Raw genomic sequence first — 16,919 nt, forward strand, 5'->3', positions numbered from 1 at the left:
ACTTTTTTTCAGAAAGTAAAATGAATTTACATAAACATAAAAAAGGAGAAATTTGTTTGGTAAAGGTAGAAGTAAAAAATTTAACAAAAATATTTGGTAAAAAGACACAAGTAGCTTTAGAAATGATGAAGAATCATCAACCGAAGACAGATATATTGAAAAAAACCGGCGCAACGGTCGGTGTTTACGATGCTAGCTTTGATGTTCAAGAAGGCGAAATATTCGTTATCATGGGTCTTTCCGGTAGTGGGAAATCAACCTTGATTCGATTATTGAATCGTTTGATCGAACCAACAGCAGGAAACATCTATATCGATGGAGAAGACATCTCAAAATTGAGTAAAGAAGAACTTCGTGAAGTTCGTCGTCACAAGATCAATATGGTTTTCCAAAACTTTGGGTTATTTCCACATCGTACGATCTTAGAAAATACGGAATATGGTTTAGAAGTTCGAGGAGTTCCGAAAGAAGAACGCCAACAAAAAGCAGAACAAGCACTTGAAAACTCAAGTTTGCTTTCATTTAAAGATCAATATCCAAATCAATTATCTGGTGGGATGCAACAACGTGTGGGGCTAGCTCGAGCATTAGCCAACGATCCAGAGATTTTATTGATGGATGAAGCTTTTTCTGCTCTTGATCCGTTGATTCGCCGTGAAATGCAAGATGAACTACTCGAATTACAATCAAATGTCCAAAAAACAATCATTTTCATCACCCATGATCTAAACGAAGCGTTGCGAATCGGTGACCGTATTGCATTGATGAAAGATGGTGAAATCATGCAAATCGGCACAGGAGAAGAAATCTTAACAAATCCTGCCAACGATTATGTTCGAGAATTTGTGGAGGAAGTGGACCGCTCCAAAGTCTTAACAGCTCAAAATATCATGGTTCCAGCGTTGACTACCAATATTGAATCAGATGGTCCGAATGTTGCATTGACTCGAATGCGCAACGAAGAAGTAAGTATGTTGATGGCAGTCGATAGAAAACGAAATTTAAAAGGAATCATTACAGCTGATCAAGCGCTAGAAGCCAGACGCCAAAAACGGCCGTTGATTGATTTCTTAGATGAAAATGTCACTGTCATTGGGAAAGACATGATTGTCAGTGATATCTTCAATATTATTTATGATTCACCTACGCCACTAGCAGTCGTTGACAACGGTAAACTTAAAGGGGTTGTCATTCGAGGAAGTGTGATTGAAGCATTAGCAGAATCAGGTGAGGTGAATGAACATGAATAATTTATTAAACTATCAATTACCCGTAGCAGATTGGGTTGAGAAATTGACAGAATGGTTTACGACTACGTTTGCAGGACTATTTGCTTTTCTACAAACGATCGGGCAAGCAGTGATGTCTGGGATCACTAATTTATTATTAGTTATTCCAGCGCCAGTGTTCATCCTTTTATTAACAGTCGTTGCATTCTTTATCTCTAAGAAACGTCCAGGACTGACCTTGTTTACGTTGATCGGTCTATGGTTTATTTACAATCAAGGGTTATGGTCTGATTTGATGAATACTGTGACACTTGTCTTATTGTCTAGTATGATCTCCATCATTATTGGTGTACCATTAGGAATCTTAATGGCAAAAAGCAGCAAAGCGCAAAGTATCATCAAACCGATCCTTGACTTTATGCAAACCATGCCAGGATTTGTTTACTTGATCCCAGCAGTTGCATTCTTTGGGATCGGGATGGTTCCAGGGGTATTCGCTTCGGTTATTTTTGCGTTACCACCAACTGTTCGTTTCACAAATCTAGGTATTCGCCAAGTACCAAAAGAATTGGTGGAAGCATCTGATTCATTTGGTAGTACCAGTTGGCAAAAACTGTTCAAGTTAGAATTACCATTGGCTAAAAGTACGATCATGGCGGGGATCAACCAAACCACCATGTTGTCACTTTCAATGGTCGTGATTGCTTCAATGATTGGAGCGCCAGGATTAGGTCGTGGCGTCTTGTCAGCATTACAACGTGCGCAAGTCGGAAATGGATTTGTTAACGGGGTAGCTTTAGTTATCTTGGCGATCATCATTGACCGTTTTACGCAACATTTGAATCAACCAAATAATAAAAAAGCGACAGGTGCGAACAAACAAAAAAGTAAAAAACGCCAAGGAATCATTATTGGAGCTGTAGTGGTTGTGATTTTAGGTGCCATTGGCTTAGGTAGTTTAGCTAATAACAAAGAAACGAAAAAAATCAATCTTTCATATGTAGAATGGGATACTGAAGTAGCTTCAACGAATGTAGTTGCTGAAGTACTCAAAGGAATGGGCTATGATGTGTCGATCACACCATTAGATAATTCCATCATGTGGGAATCTGTTTCTAAAGGAGAATCAGATGGGATGGTAGCTGCGTGGTTACCAAAAACCCATGGTTCTCAATATGCACAGTACAAAGACCAAATAAATGATCTAGGTGCTAATTTAACTGGTGCTAAAGTTGGCTTAGCTGTTCCAAGCTATATGGATGTCAACTCGATTGAAGAATTAACCAATCAAGCAGGTAAGAAAATCACCGGTATTGAACCTGGTGCCGGAGTCGTCAATGCTGCTGAAAATACAATCAAGCAATATGACAACTTAAAAGATTGGACCGTAGAAACTTCTTCTTCAGGTGCGATGACAGTGGCATTAGGTCAAGCCATCAAAAAGAAAGAACCAATCGTTATTACTGGTTGGACTCCACATTGGATGTTTGCTAAATATGACTTGAAGTATCTTGAAGATCCTAAAAAAGCTATGGGAAGTGCTGAAGAAATCCATACGATCGTCCGCAAAGGATTAAAAGAAGACCAACCAGAAGCATATAAGGTCTTAGATAATTTCCACTGGTCAGAAAAAGATATGGAAAAAGTCATGTTAGAAATCAATAACGGAAAAGATCCACAACAAGCAGCGCAAGACTGGATCAAAGAAAATCAAAAAACAGTCGATAGCTGGAAAGAATAATGTTTAGGTAACTGATCACGAAAAGTTGGATCAAACTCTAGTAAATCAAATGAAGCGTTCTGAAAATAGTCTTTACTATTTTTGGAACGCTTCATTTTTTGTACCAATATATTAGAAGTTTTTGTGCAAGACAGCTAGTATTGAGGTGCTCGTTCAATTTTTTGTAAATATTTGAATAATGTTATGATGCTTCAACACTTCAAAACAAACCGAAGTATCTGAGAAGCATTTTGCTCATTGTATTTTTCAGTACATGTTTGTTTTTGGTTATATATGGTTTTCGTCTACATTTCGTCGACTTAACTCAGGCATCTTCGCTGTCAGTTGACTCCTTGCAAAATCTAAATCATTAAGCCAATCTTTAATCTGTTCTTTTGCTAGAATCAATGGCATACGATCATGGACGGGAAGCACTGATTGACTTGGTTGAGTGGTCAAAATGATTGATTCGGTTTCAAATCCAGCTTCATCTTTATGGATCCGATAAAAACCACCGACATAAAGGACGGTCGTTTGACTGTCAGTGAACATTACTTTGTGTTTATCAGAATCCCATTCGTAAAAGCCCGACATTGGGAAAACACAACGAGTATCTTTGAAAGGGTGAGAGAATGTCTTTTTTTCTTCCACAGTTTCTGCTCGAGCATTGATCATTAGCTGTCCTTTTTTAAAACCGGTAAAGCCCCAACGAGTGATACCTGGCACAACAACGGATTCTTGATTAAGACCTAATGTTACTACATGGTTCGATGGAAAAATTTCATTTTTTCCAATGTGGATTTGCCGACTTTCTGCCTGTGGCTTTACTTGTTCATAATATTTTTTCAGCTCATCGGATGCTAAATCAAAAAAATAACGTCCACACATAATTTTTTTCTTCCAATTACTAGTTGATAAAACGATCCAATAGTTAGTTAATGGTTGGCAAAAGGCTGACTCACCAACTAAATAGAATCCCAAGGTGTACGAACTTCTTTGCTAATTACGTCAAAAAGGCTAGACTTACTAATTAGATTGTAACGATAAATGCTCTATTAATAAAGTAAACGCTATCATTTGGTTGCGATGAAGAGATCTGTTAGAGGAAGCAATGTGGTTTAATTAATTGAAGGTTTGGCGGAGTTCATTCATTCGCAGTTTTCCCCCGGACAATACTAAGTGATCAATCAAAAGAATATATCCGAAAAACAAAAAATGTCATCACGTACACTCTTTTCGAAACTACCGAAGTAGCCAAGAATGTACTGATGACGTGGGTTTGGCACCCAATGGGCCGTGAGGGGCTCGAACCCGCGACCCGCTGATTAAGAGTCAGCTGCTCTACCAACTGAGCTAACGGCCCAATAAATTTATGAAATATTTACTGAATATTACTTAATAATAGTAGCACTGTGGATTTTAAAATGCAAGACTAGCTTAAAAAAAATCATAAAAAACTTTACGTCTTTATAGAAATTCATTCATAGTTTATTCACAAATGCTCAGTATGATATAACCATACCAACCAACAAAAGTTCTTGCAAAAGAACTAACCCTAACACTTTTTCATTTTTACTCCTTCCCGCCATTTTTAATGGCGGGTCTCCTATTTTAGTAGGTAAAACCATGCAAATGATCTACTTCCTCAAATCCTGCTGCGATCCCTTTTTGTTCCAAAAGCGTTTCATTATTTTTTTGTAACGTTACATAGATTTCTGTACTGGCTTTTTCACGAATCACTCGATTCATCAATCCTTTGTGAGGCGCCATTAATGGATGTCCGTCTTTTTGCAGGACTGCCAGTGTTAATTTAAGCTGTTGTTGTTTGATCGTGATAACTAAATAGTCTTTTTCTTGGACGATCGATAAAATTTTAGCTCCGTAGTAAGTAGCAAAGCGATATTCTTCGCTCTGGATCTGCAACACTGCGATGATTCCCAAAAAACGTCCACCAAGAAATGGAATTTCTGCTGCAGAAAAGAAAAAACGTGCATCGGACGTCTCAAATTGATTACACTGGGCCCATACATAAGTTGCAGGAAAAGAAGAGCCCCAATCTTTTTCTACATAACCAATCCCTTGATCAAAATCAATGGGTTGATCATTCCAGACTAATTCTCCCTGTAGTGAATCTTTCATGCTTAATATCCCATGGTAACATTCCATAAAAGTGAAATAAGAAAAAGGGCCCATGATACTAGGGGCATAGTAGGTCCGATGGATAGGTGTAAAATCGCCATAATCAATCGTTCCATGAATCGACAGATTGTCATTGGTTAACGAAAGAGAAATACCCTTTTCACTAAAGATATTTTCACCAATTTTTATGAATAAATGTTCTTTTTCGATAAAGAGTTGCGCACTATCAAAATAAAAAATCTCGGAATGTTCATGACTGATTACTTGTATAAAGGGAGACTTTTCTCCGTTTTCCGCAATCGAATAGCCAGGAATGAAAGCATAAACGTTATTTCCGATTTGATGTTTAAAATACCATCCTTCAAAAAAAGGGTGGGTTTTGTTTTCTCCTTGAAAAAATTTATCTGTTGGAATCATCTTTATTTCCCTCCATTCACTCTTATTCAGTGTACCATGCCGAATGGACTGAAGGTTTCAAATAAGCTTAGAAGTAAGCCAGTTACTATCCGTAGGTCTTAAGGAATCAGAAAAGTAAGAAAAAATAGCAAACAAAGAACCAAGGTATCTGTTTAAGGAGTGAAAGATTGTTTTATTTTAGGTATTCGCAAGTAAAATTGTTTTATTTTCTCGAGAAATTTATTATAATTGAATTACCTAGTTAAAAAAACTAGATTGGATGTTTTTAATAACTCTAATAAGATGTTTGTGAAAACAACAAAGGAGAACAAGTAATGGAAAAAATGCGACAACAATTAATTGAATGGGGAAAAGAACTGGAAAATTATCATTTACCTCAGTGGGATGAACTTCCTGATTTAGAACTTTATATGGATCAGGTCAGAACGTTAGTTGATCGCTATCTTTCTCCTGTTATCCGAGGTGAGAAACATCCATTGTTGACCTCTTCAATGGTAAATAATTATGTGAAATTAGGGCTAGTTCCAGCGCCCATCAAAAAACGATACAACAAAGAGCATGTTGCATTTTTAATTGCAATTACATCATTGAAGCAAGTTCTAACGATTCCGGAAATTAAAGAAGGAATCCTCTTTCAAGGGAAAACGGTTGGTATCCGTGAAGCCTACAATCTATTTTGTCACGAACAAGAAAAAGCCATCAAAATGGTTAGCCAATTGGCTCAAGGAGAAGTCTATCCACAGATATTGGAGCAAGAGATACCCGTAGAATATATCGCAGTTCGATCGGCGACCTTGTCATTTGCGATGAAATTGTTGGCAGAAAAAACGATTAGTCTAGAAACTGAGTATTTAATTGAGGAGAAAAAAAATGAAAAATAAAGTGGCGATTTTAGTAGACTCTGGGACAGACGTTCCACAAGAGCTAATTGAAAAATATCAAATGTATGTGATTCCATTAAAGATTATTTATAAAGATCGAGTATATACTGATAAAGTTGATATTACTCCGGAGGAAATCTATCAAAGATTACCTCAAGAGATTCCAGGAACATCTTTACCTGATGGCGAAACAATTACCAAAATTTTTGAACAGATCAAACAGGACGGCTATGAAAAAATCTTAGCAGTGACAATCTCAAGTGGATTAAGTGGTACGTATAACATCGTTCGGTTGATTGCCCAACAACAAGAAGAATTGGAAGCGTATGTACTAGATACTAAGAACATTGGGATCGGAGCAGGCTTTTCAGCAATTCAAGCAGCTAAATGGTTAGAAGAAGGAATGGAATGGTCATTATTGATTGAAAGACTCAATGAATTAGTCAAACAGACCAAAGTATTCTTTAACGTGGCAACCCTTGAATATTTACAAAAAGGGGGAAGGATTGGGTTAGTTGCTTCTATATTAGGAACGGCTTTAAAATTAAATCCAATCATTTCTTGTAATGATGAAGGCATTTATTATACAGTGGGCAAAGCAAGAGGTCGTAAAAAAAGTCTAGATCGAACTGTTTCCTATGTGAAAGAACGAGTTGGAACAGCTAAAGTCTTTAACTTAGCCGTTGCGCATGGAGACGCCAAAGAAGAAGCAACTGAGATGATGGCGAGATTGAAAGAAGAATTTCCACAAGCGCAACAAATCTATTTTGGTCAAATATCCCCTGCACTTGTTGTTCATACAGGTCCTGGTTTGTTAGGCGTCGGGGTTCAAGTATTAGAAAAGTAATCAGAAAAATAGCTATTCAACAAAGTCAAACAGCTTAAAATAGCAAAGAAGAGGTTGAAATAAAAGTGTTTAGCATCGAGAAATAAGAAGGGATTTTCGAAAATTGAAAAGAGTATAAATACTAGTGTTTGCTGTTAATTGTTATCTACTTGGCACTTCCCAAATTAGTGGTTAATTTCGGCTTATTTTTCGAAGATGTTGGTTTCACCGTTTATTCGTTTTTAGAGATACTAGAAGAGACTGAGGCAAGTTTTACCTTAGTCTCTTTTTGATCGTTTAGCTAAGAATGACTCTGAGCGATAGGAAAGATAAAAATCAACATCTTACAACTTAAACAAAAAAAGATAAATATTATATAGCTTAAGTAGCGATGTATTTGGCAGCGTAAAATGTTATAATACGAACTATTAATAAAAAGAGGTGGTATAAATGAAAAAAGTAGGATTTGTAATGGTTATTTCAGCTTTTCTTCTTGTTGGTTGTGGCACAAAAGGAAATAAAGCAGAAGAATCAAAGGCTGCTTCATCCAGTGAAACTCAAACAATGACTAACTCTTCAAGTTCAGCCAAACAAGCATCATCACAAACCCAATCTACTACGACTAACTCCCAGTCTGTCGCGAAAAATACGAATACTACGCAAAATGAAACAACGAGCGCATCAACGACAATCAGCAGCACCACCGAAACAATGGTCACTCCCGATCCGCTAAGTGGCTATACAAACGACCAAATTGAATATGCCCGTGTCTGGTTAGCAGTTATGGGTACACATTACAAAACCGATTTAGCCAGTGGGAATTTTAAACTTCATGTGTCACATTCAGCTGCTGGAGCAGCAGTCAATCCTTATGATAGCACGAGTTTGACTTTTCCAACTGAAACGGTCACTCTTTCAGGAGAATATGGTTATCAAAGTTTAGTTGTTTATTCAAGCAATCATAACGGTACGATCACTTGTTATCCTGTTCCGAGTCATTTTCAAGGTGATCCAAGAGATCAAGCAGCAGTGAAAAAGCAGGAACAAGAAATCCTTGATCAAGCAACGATTGTTTCGATCCCGACTGGCAATCCTGAAGATGTCAAAGAATTAATTGCGGTACAAGTTGTAGATAACTGATGAATACCGTCGTTTTCTATAAAAAATAAAATAGCCCTATCAATCAGTAAAACGAATCGAAAAAATGCTATTTTTTGATTCGTTTATTTTTTGTCACCAAAAACAAATAAAGGATAAATAAAATGAGGATTCAAGTGAGAAGTGTATGTTTTCTGTAAGGCTTTTTTTACAAAGATGAAACATCTTGGAAAATACGTTATAATGGGAGAGTATGACAATAATAAAAAAGAGGTGGCTCTTTAATGAAAAAGATTTTAGTTGTCGATGACGAAAAGCCGATTTCGGATATCGTCAAATTCAATTTAGCCAAGGAAGGCTATGATGTTTATACTGCATATGACGGGGAAGAAGCCTTAGAAAAAGTCACTGAGGTGGAACCTGATTTGATCTTGCTAGATTTGATGTTACCAAAAATGGATGGCTTAGAAGTCGCGCGTGAAGTACGGAAAACCTACGACATGCCGATCATTATGGTGACTGCAAAAGATTCTGAAATCGATAAGGTATTAGGACTGGAATTAGGTGCTGATGATTACGTGACGAAGCCTTTTTCTAATCGTGAACTAGTGGCTCGAGTGAAAGCCAATCTTCGTCGTGGCGCAACTGCTACCAAAGAAGTAGAAGAAATTGCCCCTTCTGAACTCGTGATTGGTGACCTGACGATTCATCCGGATGCTTATATGGTAACGAAACGAGGCGAAACAATTGAATTAACGCATCGTGAATTTGAATTGCTTTTTTACTTAGCAAAACACATCGGACAAGTGATGACACGAGAGCATTTGCTGCAAACCGTGTGGGGCTATGATTACTTTGGTGATGTGCGAACTGTAGATGTAACCGTGAGACGTCTACGCGAAAAAATTGAAGATAATCCAAGTCATCCTAATTATTTAGTGACACGGCGAGGTGTTGGTTACTATTTACGTAACCAGGAACAGGAGTAATTGATGAAAGGAAAAGTGCGCTTTTTTCGATCAGTCAATTTCAAAATTGCGATCACGTTTATTTTGATCTTACTGATTTCGATTGAGATTATTGGTGCCTACTTTATCCGAGGGTTAGAGCGTTCAACAATCAATACATTTATCAAAGATATGAATCAAACAGTTGAATCTTTAGCGACCACGATCAGTCCCGAATTAAATCGTAAAGACAACGCAGACATTGAAGAAGTCAATGCCAATATCAAACGATTCATTGAAAACAATGCCTCGAGTGACATTTTAGAGATTCGAGTTATTGATGAAAAAGGGATTATACGTGGGACAACGGATGTTAGTGATCAAAGCTCAATCGGTAAGAAAAACGATTATGTAGATATCAATGATTTCACAACAAAAAGGTATGTCGCATTAGATAGTGACGATAAGCGAGTGAATATCAATATTCAACCGATCCTGTCCCCGACCGGCGATGCCGTTATCGGGGCTCTTTACGTCAAAAGTAATATTGAGCAAAAATATTCTGAAATCAATAATACTGCGATTATATTCTTCACAGCTTCGTTGATCGCAGCCCTGATCTCCATGGTCGTATCAGTCTTAGTCGCACGGTCGATCACTCAGCCAATTGGCGAGATGCGAGAGCAAGCGATTAGGATTGCTCGGGGAGATTATAGTCGTAAAGTTAAAGTCCATGGACAAGATGAATTAGGGCAACTGGCGGATACATTCAACCAGCTGGCTGAAAGAATCGAAGAAGCTCAAGACACGATGGAAGCGGAAAGGAATCGGTTAGATAGCGTCCTGTCACATATGACAGATGGTGTCATTGCGACCGATCGAAGAGGTAAAGTCATTACGATCAACGATATGGCTGTTTCTTTATTGGATGTCAAAAATGAAGATGCAATCGGTCAGTCGATTTTGACTTTGTTAGATATTGAAGAAGAATATACATTACGTAAACTGCTAGAAGACCCAAATGAAATGGTACTTGATCGTTCAACTGGATTAATGGAAAGCGACCAAATGATTTTACGAGTAGATTTCTCCATGATCCGCAGAGAATCAGGTTTTATTAGTGGATTGGTAGCCGTATTGCATGATGTAACAGAACAAGAAAAAACAGAAAGAGAACGTCGTGAATTTGTCTCGAACGTGTCTCATGAACTTCGCACACCGTTGACAAGTATGCGTAGTTATATTGAAGCTTTAAGTGAGGGAGCTTGGAAAGATGAAGAAGTTGCTCCTAATTTCCTAAAAGTAACGTTAGATGAAACAGATCGAATGATCCGCATGATCAATGACCTGTTGAATCTTTCGCGAATGGATACAGGAAATACACAATTACAGTTAGAGTACGTCAATTTTAATGAATTAGTCAATTTTGTTCTTGACCGCTTTGATATGATGGTGGGTAACCAAGAAAAGAACTATACGATTAAACGGGAATTTACCCAAAGAGATCTTTGGGTAGAGATTGATACCGATAAAGTAATCCAAGTGATTGATAATATTATGAATAATGCGATCAAATATTCTCCAGACGGTGGAATGATCACATGTCGTTTGTTGGAAACACACAATAATGTGATTTTAAGTATTACTGACCAAGGACTTGGGATTCCTAAAAAAGATTTGAATCGGGTATTTGAACGATTTTACCGCGTGGATAAAGCGCGTGCGAGAGCCCAAGGTGGAACGGGGTTAGGATTGGCTATCTCTAGAGAAGTAGTCAAAGCCCACCGTGGCGCAATCTGGGCAGAGAGTAAAGAAGGAAAAGGATCAACCTTCTATATCTCGTTGCCATATGAACCATATGAGGAGGAATGGTGGGAATGAAAATTTCTGAAAAAGTTATTCGAATAGGATTACTCCTAATGATTGCTTTAAGTATCTACCTCTCATATGCCATTTGGCTAAGTCCAGCAGGTAAAACCTCGGTTAATTTTGACGAATCCAATTCACAGATGATCGATTCACAAAACTACCGAAAAGCATCTGAAGTTTTTCTTCCATTACATGTGACTTGGTTGCATTCAGGACAAATAAAGGAAACAAATAGTGAAAATCTTGTTTCTCGCCTCCAAACAGTCATCGAGGGCGCTCGATTTGGCAGAGTAACAGAAATCGTCAATGGCGATAAAGAGAAATTTGACAAGCTAAAAACTATTCAAGAAGGCATTGAGCTTACTTATAATGCGCCGCTGCTACTTAGTGAGTATAAAGAAGCCTTTCATCTAAGTTTGGATTTTTCAGCGCTTCCTAATCGGACAGATTCTATTTACTTTATGCGTATCCAGTTTGATAAAAATGAGAACAAAGTGCGATTCCTTGATTTTGAGACGGATTCCATTTACGAATCGAATCTTTCAGTTGATTGGAAAGAGTTGGAAAAAGAATTAAAGGCAACCGATAGTACGTGGACAGAGATGGAAAAAACGCCTTCGATTGTTGAGACACAATATGAAACGAAAGATAAAATCAAATTAAAAAAATATAGTTATATCCTGTCACAACAACCATATACTTTGTTTAGAAATGCCTTTTTCCAAAAACCAGATGAGGTCAAAACAAATAATGAGAGCAATGAACTGCTTTTTTATGATGGAAATGAGACGATGAGGATTCATTCAGAAACACAAATCGTTGATTTTCGGGGAGAAATCGGACAAGACAACGTCACAGCGAATATTTTCTCACAAAGTTTTCCATATATTAGTAAATTAGGCAATTCATTAGGAAATATGCGTTATTTTGATCGAGAGAACAATCAGATCGATTATCGAATATTTGTAGAAGGATTTCCTGTATTTGGTTCAGACAGTAAAGGGAAAGTTGAGATTGAAATTGGAGCGGATCAAGTAGATTCACAAGTGAAGATCCAAACCAGCTTGAATACGATCCAAGTACCGATTCCATCTGATGAAGAAGTTGAATTGCCACAAACAGAAAAAGTCATCCAGAGTCTTTTGGATAAAGGGGCAGACAAAGAAAAAATCGAGTCGTTGATTGTTGGCTACACGTGGCAAAATATCAAGGAAACGAATCGAGTCGTCGATTTATTACCTGAGTGGTATGTAAAATACCAAGGTCAATGGTACGCTGTCAATGATTTGCTTGGACGATTACCTGAAACGGAGGCGAATTAAATGGATTTCAAAAAAATTGAATGGATTTTTTTCGTTGCTTTTTTAGGGTTAAATGTTTTTTTATTTAGAAGTTATCAAGAAACGATCAGCCAAGAAAATAATGTGATCCGATCAGGACAAACCGAATCCATTCAACAACGACTTTCTAGTGATGACATTTCTTATACTGGTAAAATCTCTTCAGAAAGTAGACAAGGGTATTATTTAAGTGCGGAGGAAACGGACCTTAGTAAGGAACTGGATAGTCAACGTCATGGGACAAGTAAAAAAGGACTGTTGAGTAGTGGGATTGTTTTCAATGACAATGTCTTAACAAAAACTTTATCTGAGACAGAATCAGAAAATAGTATTTTTGATCCTGATAAAATGGGAAGTTCAGTGAATAGCTTTTTAAACAAAAAAAACAATGTACTCTTTGGTAGCGATTATGTTTATATGAAGAATTTTTCTGATCTAGACAGCGCAACGCCAGAAGTACAAGCAAGTCAAAAATATGATGGCCTACCTTTTTATGATGATACAGCTAAAATTGTGTTTTCACTGAATAAACAAGATAAAAGTTACATGGTCACGAAGTACACTCAGACACATTTATCCGATATTGAACAATTACGGGAAAAAACAGAATTACACACAGAAGAAGATGCAATCAAAACATTGTATGTAAATAATAAGATTTCTCGAGGTTCAAAAATCCTTTGGAGGCAGCTTGCTTACTCTTGTATTTTGAAAGTGCGAGAAAAGAATGTGTATGTTCCAGTCTGGTATGTGGCGATAGAAACGCCTGATAAATCGATCCAAGTAGAGTCGGTCAATGCATTTAGTAATACGATTGTAACAAATAATACGATTCCAAAGGTGGAAGATCATTAAAAAAGTAGTATAATGAAAAAAGTTTACAAAGTAAGAAGGGAAGTAGTCAAATGGCTGAAGAAAAACCAGCTTTTAAAATCAGTATCCTAGCCAGTGGAAGCTCTGGAAATTCACTTTATATCGAAAGTGATAGAAAAAGGCTCTTGGTAGATGCTGGTCTCAGCGGGAAAAAAATTACTTCTTTGTTGGCTCAAATTGATCGGACACCTGACCAATTAGACGGGATTTTAGTCACTCACGAACATCGTGATCATATTCATGGAGTAGGGGTACTTGCAAGGAAATATCATTTAGATGTGTTTGCCAATGAAAAAACATGGGAAGCAATGTCTCCATTAATTGGGAATGTTCCTATTGAACAAAAGCATTTGTTTGAAATGGGGAAGGTGCAAACATTTGGGGATCTAGATATTGAAAGCTTTGGCGTTTCTCACGATGCTGCAGCTCCGCAATTTTATCGTTTCCATAAAGAAAACCGTTCATTTGTGATGTTAACTGATACAGGTTATTGCAGTGATCATATGCGAGGAATCATCAAAAATGCAGATGGCTATTTGATGGAAAGTAACCATGATTTAGAGATGTTGCGGATGGGCCCTTATCCTTGGAATTTAAAGCAACGGATCTTAGGTGATCGGGGACACTTATCCAATGAAGATGGCGCCTTAGTCATGACTGATGTTATTGGTGATCGTACCAAACGTATCTACCTTGGTCACTTGAGTAAAGAAAACAATCTAAAAGAACTAGCTCACTTGACGATGGAGAATATCCTAAAAGAAAAAGATCTAGGTGTCGGTTATGAGTTTGATATTTATGATACCGATCCCTCAGAAGCAACGGAGTTATTTTCGATTTAGCCGTAGTCAACTATATAACCCAAAAAACGCTCAAACAACTTGTTTTGAGTGTTTTTTTTGTTCATTTAAAGCAGAGAGGATTTTTGTCTCATTCAGTTACGTTTTATTAACAACGAGGTGTACTTTCAATAAGGCTATAATAGTTTAAATTTTAGATAAGATATATTGTTCATTGGTTATTGATAGTGATTTTTTATTATATTTAATTAAATATAAATGTTTGTTTAATAGAGGTGTGTTTATGAAAAATAGTTATTTTATTATTTTAGGGTTGTTATTGTTGGCGGGATGTTCATACTCAGGAGTTGATCGTACCTCTTCCAGCACGGATCAGACTTCCACGCAGATCACCAAGACTTCTACAGAAAATGCACAAAATAGTACTACCAAGGAAAAAGAAAATCAACCTATTAGTAATGTAGAATCGACGGGAAATAATCCTGCAGAGGATTCAAATGTGCAAGAAATAAAGGATTCTTCAACTACTACTGAAACGATTGCTAATGAAAGCGAGAAAACAGATGAATACTATCGTTTAATCAAGCAGGCGTGGCAAGAACAATCTGAATATATCAACTCGTTAACAGATCCTAAGGTGAAACAATCTGTTCAAACACCGTCTGCTGCCGCAAACGCCAAAGCTAGCCAATTGGAATTGGACAATCCAGCAGATACTCAGTTGATCCAAACTAGTTTAAAACAAGTGCTGAATGGTCAATAATAAATAAGGAAAAATAGTTGTGATTAACAGGATCCTTTCCGAAAAAATTAGCCGAAGGAGATTGAGACAAGTTTTGTCCCAGTCCCTTCGGCATTTTTTGACAAATGCTAAAACAGCTATTCAAAGATCAAGTATAGTTAGACCGTAAATGAAAAATATAATAGAGAAGACTAGGCAAGAGGGACATTGCTCAAAACAGACAGATACAAAGTGAAACTAGCTTCCCATTATTATTGTATTAGTGAAAAGATTGAAAATTTTTATTACGCCTAATAGGTGTATCACTTACTTTTACATAATCAAAAAGTTGAAACCAGCTAAAAATTTTTAGAAAAATGATTAAAACATACCAAATGTTTCACTGTTTTGCACTCTCCATTTGGGATAACGATACCACTCAAAGTTGGAAACATAATCAGATGTGATCCACATTGACGATAGACATACCATTGAAATGCTTTGCTATTTTTCAAAGTAGATGAATAGGGAAAGAAAAACATAGTGATTAGGCAATATATTTCCAGAAAGATTCTTTGATTCGTTGACATTTTTTTCTGGTTTTTGCATCGTAAGTCTTACTGATTCCTAAAAGGAGACAAATTTCTTTACAAGAATAACCGTGATAAAGCAGTTCGATGAAGGTACCTCTAAAAAAGTCCTGTTTTTTAAAATTTTCTATTAGAAGTTTTTCCTCGATCGAACGTTCTGCGCTTTTGACTGTGCAATTTTTAGAATGATGTAGCGATTCGATGTTTTCCCATCTTGTCACGTCATAAGTAATCCCATCTTTATTGAAGACCTTACTTCCGGTTTTTTTATATTGTTTCCAAGTCTTCTTTTCAGCAATATAAATCCTTCGCAACGTAACATTTTTAAACGTGGAGCCTGTGATACTCTTGAAATCTTCAATGCCTTCCCAAATTGCTAAACAAAGGTTACTGTAGAAGTCTTCAAAAGGAATAAATACTCCGTTAGATTGTGCTTTAAATACAAAACGATGCGCACAAGATTTTATATAAGGGTCTAAATCTAAAATGATTAAATCTAAGATATCTTTATCATTCGTCAGATAATATTTCTTCAATAAGTCATCAATCATTTGCCAGATATTCATTTCGCAACACACTACCTTTATTTTTTGAAAGATACGTTCCTAAAAATGTTATTTTGTGACATATAAAATAACTTTTTGTAAAAGTTAAATAAATGATAGTCTGATAGATATATAATAAAAACAGTGGTTTTTTAACAAAAAATTTTATTTTTGTTTTATTCTTTATAAAATCGTGGATGACAGCAGTCGGTCTGATATAAAGGAGATGTCTTTATTTAAATGATTTTTCTAAGAGATGGTGCATTCGTAAGTAGTAATGATTGATAAAATTAATTAAAGTATGTAATGAATTAGCAAGTTCCTCATTTAATAACAAAAACAAAACAATATTAATTGTTTTAAAATCACTTTTGTATTTATCTTTTTATAAATAAAGTGTTTTTTAATCGCATTTTTGTTAGGCTGTTTTTCTCTCATACTGCGTATTTTTGTAAAACGAAAGCAAAGACACTTTAGTTGGAAGAGAAGGGGAACGAGTTGGTTTAGTGCAAAGTTGATAACTCTTGTGAGCGCACATAAGACGATGTCGATGTGGTTAAATTTTTCTATGAACCAATCTAATTCAATGTTTATAGTTAGATCTAGATGAACATGATTTTAATAGGATCTGAAAATAATCCAAATGGCAATGACTGCTATTTTCTGTCGTATTTAAAATAAGTGTGCTATTAGAGAAGACCATCAAAGTATTTTGAGAAGGTTAACAGAGGAAATGGCGAGTGTCACGATAAATGGAAAATGCTAGTAGCTAGCGGATAAAACATAATGAATAGCTCTAAATAAATCGATCTTTTTCATGACTATGAAGGGGAAATTTGTTAAGAGAATGAGCTAGGATCGGAAAGCACGCAAAAAAGACCAGCAACTAAGATTTGCTGGTCAGTAGATAGTATAAGGCGAGTC

Annotated in this window: 14 protein-coding genes and 1 tRNA gene; 11 read left to right on the forward strand and 4 right to left on the reverse strand. The window is 36.5% G+C overall.

All coding sequences use genetic code 11. The features are described 5' to 3' along the window. Positions 1-56: 56 nt before the first annotated feature. Positions 57-1,250, forward strand: coding sequence for a glycine betaine/L-proline ABC transporter ATP-binding protein (locus AB3H90_RS03125; RefSeq protein WP_010720061.1), 1,194 nt, complete (start codon positions 57-59; stop codon positions 1,248-1,250). After that, entirely contained in the window at positions 1,243-2,970 is a 1,728-nt protein-coding gene (locus tag AB3H90_RS03130) for an ABC transporter permease/substrate binding protein (RefSeq protein ID WP_010720060.1), read from the forward strand. Before AB3H90_RS03125 ends, AB3H90_RS03130 begins: the two co-directional genes overlap by 8 nt. A 267-nt stretch (positions 2,971-3,237) precedes the next feature. Here the strand turns inward: AB3H90_RS03130 and AB3H90_RS03135 are convergent, their stop codons facing one another. The 3 genes from AB3H90_RS03135 to AB3H90_RS03145 all read right to left on the reverse strand — a co-directional run bounded on the left by AB3H90_RS03135 (position 3,238) and on the right by AB3H90_RS03145 (position 5,505). Next, the gene (locus tag AB3H90_RS03135) at positions 3,238-3,837 is read right to left on the reverse strand and encodes an SOS response-associated peptidase (protein WP_368016307.1); all 600 of its coding nucleotides are present in this window, start codon (positions 3,835-3,837) and stop codon (positions 3,238-3,240) included. Between the two features lie 402 nt (positions 3,838-4,239). Continuing rightward, positions 4,240-4,312 (reverse strand) — tRNA-Lys (locus AB3H90_RS03140). Positions 4,313-4,560: 248 nt separating this feature from the next. Then, entirely contained in the window at positions 4,561-5,505 is a 945-nt protein-coding gene (locus AB3H90_RS03145; protein WP_368016159.1) for a tocopherol cyclase family protein, read from the reverse strand. A gap of 314 nt (positions 5,506-5,819) precedes the next feature. Here AB3H90_RS03145 and AB3H90_RS03150 point away from each other — a divergent pair, with 314 nt between their 5' ends. The 9 genes from AB3H90_RS03150 (at position 5,820) to AB3H90_RS03190 (ending at position 14,902) form a co-directional block, all read left to right on the forward strand. After that, on the forward strand, positions 5,820-6,386 hold the full coding sequence (locus AB3H90_RS03150) for a DUF1836 domain-containing protein (protein ID WP_010720056.1): 567 nt from the start codon (positions 5,820-5,822) through the stop codon (positions 6,384-6,386). After that, positions 6,376-7,233 carry a DegV family protein gene (locus AB3H90_RS03155; RefSeq protein ID WP_010738442.1) on the forward strand — a complete coding sequence of 286 codons (858 nt, stop codon included), beginning with the start codon at positions 6,376-6,378 and terminating at the stop codon, positions 7,231-7,233. The genes AB3H90_RS03150 and AB3H90_RS03155 overlap by 11 nt, the downstream gene beginning before the upstream one ends. 429 nt (positions 7,234-7,662) lie before the next feature. Then, complete coding sequence (locus AB3H90_RS03160) at positions 7,663-8,352, forward strand: hypothetical protein (RefSeq protein WP_053765760.1); 690 nt, start codon at positions 7,663-7,665, stop codon at positions 8,350-8,352. Positions 8,353-8,594: 242 nt separating this feature from the next. Continuing rightward, positions 8,595-9,299: a response regulator YycF gene (gene yycF, locus AB3H90_RS03165; protein WP_010720053.1), complete on the forward strand. Its 705-nt coding sequence runs from the start codon at positions 8,595-8,597 to the stop codon at positions 9,297-9,299. A 3-nt stretch (positions 9,300-9,302) separates the two neighbouring features. After that, entirely contained in the window at positions 9,303-11,138 is a 1,836-nt protein-coding gene (gene walK, locus AB3H90_RS03170; RefSeq protein ID WP_010738440.1) for a cell wall metabolism sensor histidine kinase WalK, read from the forward strand. After that, positions 11,135-12,448 (forward strand): YycH family regulatory protein, encoded by a 1,314-nt coding sequence (gene yycH / locus AB3H90_RS03175; protein WP_010720051.1) that lies wholly within the window; start codon positions 11,135-11,137, stop codon positions 12,446-12,448. Before walK ends, yycH begins: the two co-directional genes overlap by 4 nt. Next, positions 12,449-13,321, forward strand: coding sequence for a two-component system regulatory protein YycI (locus AB3H90_RS03180; RefSeq protein WP_368016161.1), 873 nt, complete (start codon positions 12,449-12,451; stop codon positions 13,319-13,321). A gap of 50 nt (positions 13,322-13,371) precedes the next feature. After that, the gene (locus AB3H90_RS03185) at positions 13,372-14,181 is read left to right on the forward strand and encodes an MBL fold metallo-hydrolase (protein ID WP_368016162.1); all 810 of its coding nucleotides are present in this window, start codon (positions 13,372-13,374) and stop codon (positions 14,179-14,181) included. Positions 14,182-14,422: 241 nt separating this feature from the next. Beyond that, positions 14,423-14,902: a hypothetical protein gene (locus AB3H90_RS03190; protein ID WP_368016163.1), complete on the forward strand. Its 480-nt coding sequence runs from the start codon at positions 14,423-14,425 to the stop codon at positions 14,900-14,902. A gap of 505 nt (positions 14,903-15,407) precedes the next feature. On the opposite strand, the gene bacL2 is transcribed toward AB3H90_RS03190, so the two are convergent. Then, positions 15,408-16,016: a BacL2 family protein gene (bacL2, locus tag AB3H90_RS03195; RefSeq protein WP_126344654.1), complete on the reverse strand. Its 609-nt coding sequence runs from the start codon at positions 16,014-16,016 to the stop codon at positions 15,408-15,410. Positions 16,017-16,919 lie beyond the last annotated feature (903 nt).

Source organism: Enterococcus sp. C63 (assembly GCF_040887215.1).
GTDB classification, from domain to species: Bacteria; Bacillota; Bacilli; order Lactobacillales; family Enterococcaceae; genus Enterococcus_B; species Enterococcus_B hirae.

Excerpts from the sequence above, each read along its gene's own strand:
- walK (WP_010738440.1), top strand. The coding sequence starts at position 9,303 with ATGAAAGGAAAAGTGCGCTTTTTTCGATCAGTCAATTTCAAAATTGCG.
- AB3H90_RS03145 (WP_368016159.1), bottom strand. The coding sequence starts at position 5,505 with ATGATTCCAACAGATAAATTTTTTCAAGGAGAAAACAAAACCCACCCT.
- AB3H90_RS03130 (WP_010720060.1), top strand. The coding sequence starts at position 1,243 with ATGAATAATTTATTAAACTATCAATTACCCGTAGCAGATTGGGTTGAG.
- AB3H90_RS03155 (WP_010738442.1), top strand. The coding sequence starts at position 6,376 with ATGAAAAATAAAGTGGCGATTTTAGTAGACTCTGGGACAGACGTTCCA.
- yycH (WP_010720051.1), top strand. The coding sequence starts at position 11,135 with ATGAAAATTTCTGAAAAAGTTATTCGAATAGGATTACTCCTAATGATT.
- AB3H90_RS03160 (WP_053765760.1), top strand. The coding sequence starts at position 7,663 with ATGAAAAAAGTAGGATTTGTAATGGTTATTTCAGCTTTTCTTCTTGTT.
- bacL2 (WP_126344654.1), bottom strand. The coding sequence starts at position 16,016 with ATGAATATCTGGCAAATGATTGATGACTTATTGAAGAAATATTATCTG.
- AB3H90_RS03190 (WP_368016163.1), top strand. The coding sequence starts at position 14,423 with ATGAAAAATAGTTATTTTATTATTTTAGGGTTGTTATTGTTGGCGGGA.
- AB3H90_RS03180 (WP_368016161.1), top strand. The coding sequence starts at position 12,449 with ATGGATTTCAAAAAAATTGAATGGATTTTTTTCGTTGCTTTTTTAGGG.
- AB3H90_RS03135 (WP_368016307.1), bottom strand. The coding sequence starts at position 3,837 with ATGTGTGGACGTTATTTTTTTGATTTAGCATCCGATGAGCTGAAAAAA.
- yycF (WP_010720053.1), top strand. The coding sequence starts at position 8,595 with ATGAAAAAGATTTTAGTTGTCGATGACGAAAAGCCGATTTCGGATATC.
- AB3H90_RS03185 (WP_368016162.1), top strand. The coding sequence starts at position 13,372 with ATGGCTGAAGAAAAACCAGCTTTTAAAATCAGTATCCTAGCCAGTGGA.
- AB3H90_RS03150 (WP_010720056.1), top strand. The coding sequence starts at position 5,820 with ATGGAAAAAATGCGACAACAATTAATTGAATGGGGAAAAGAACTGGAA.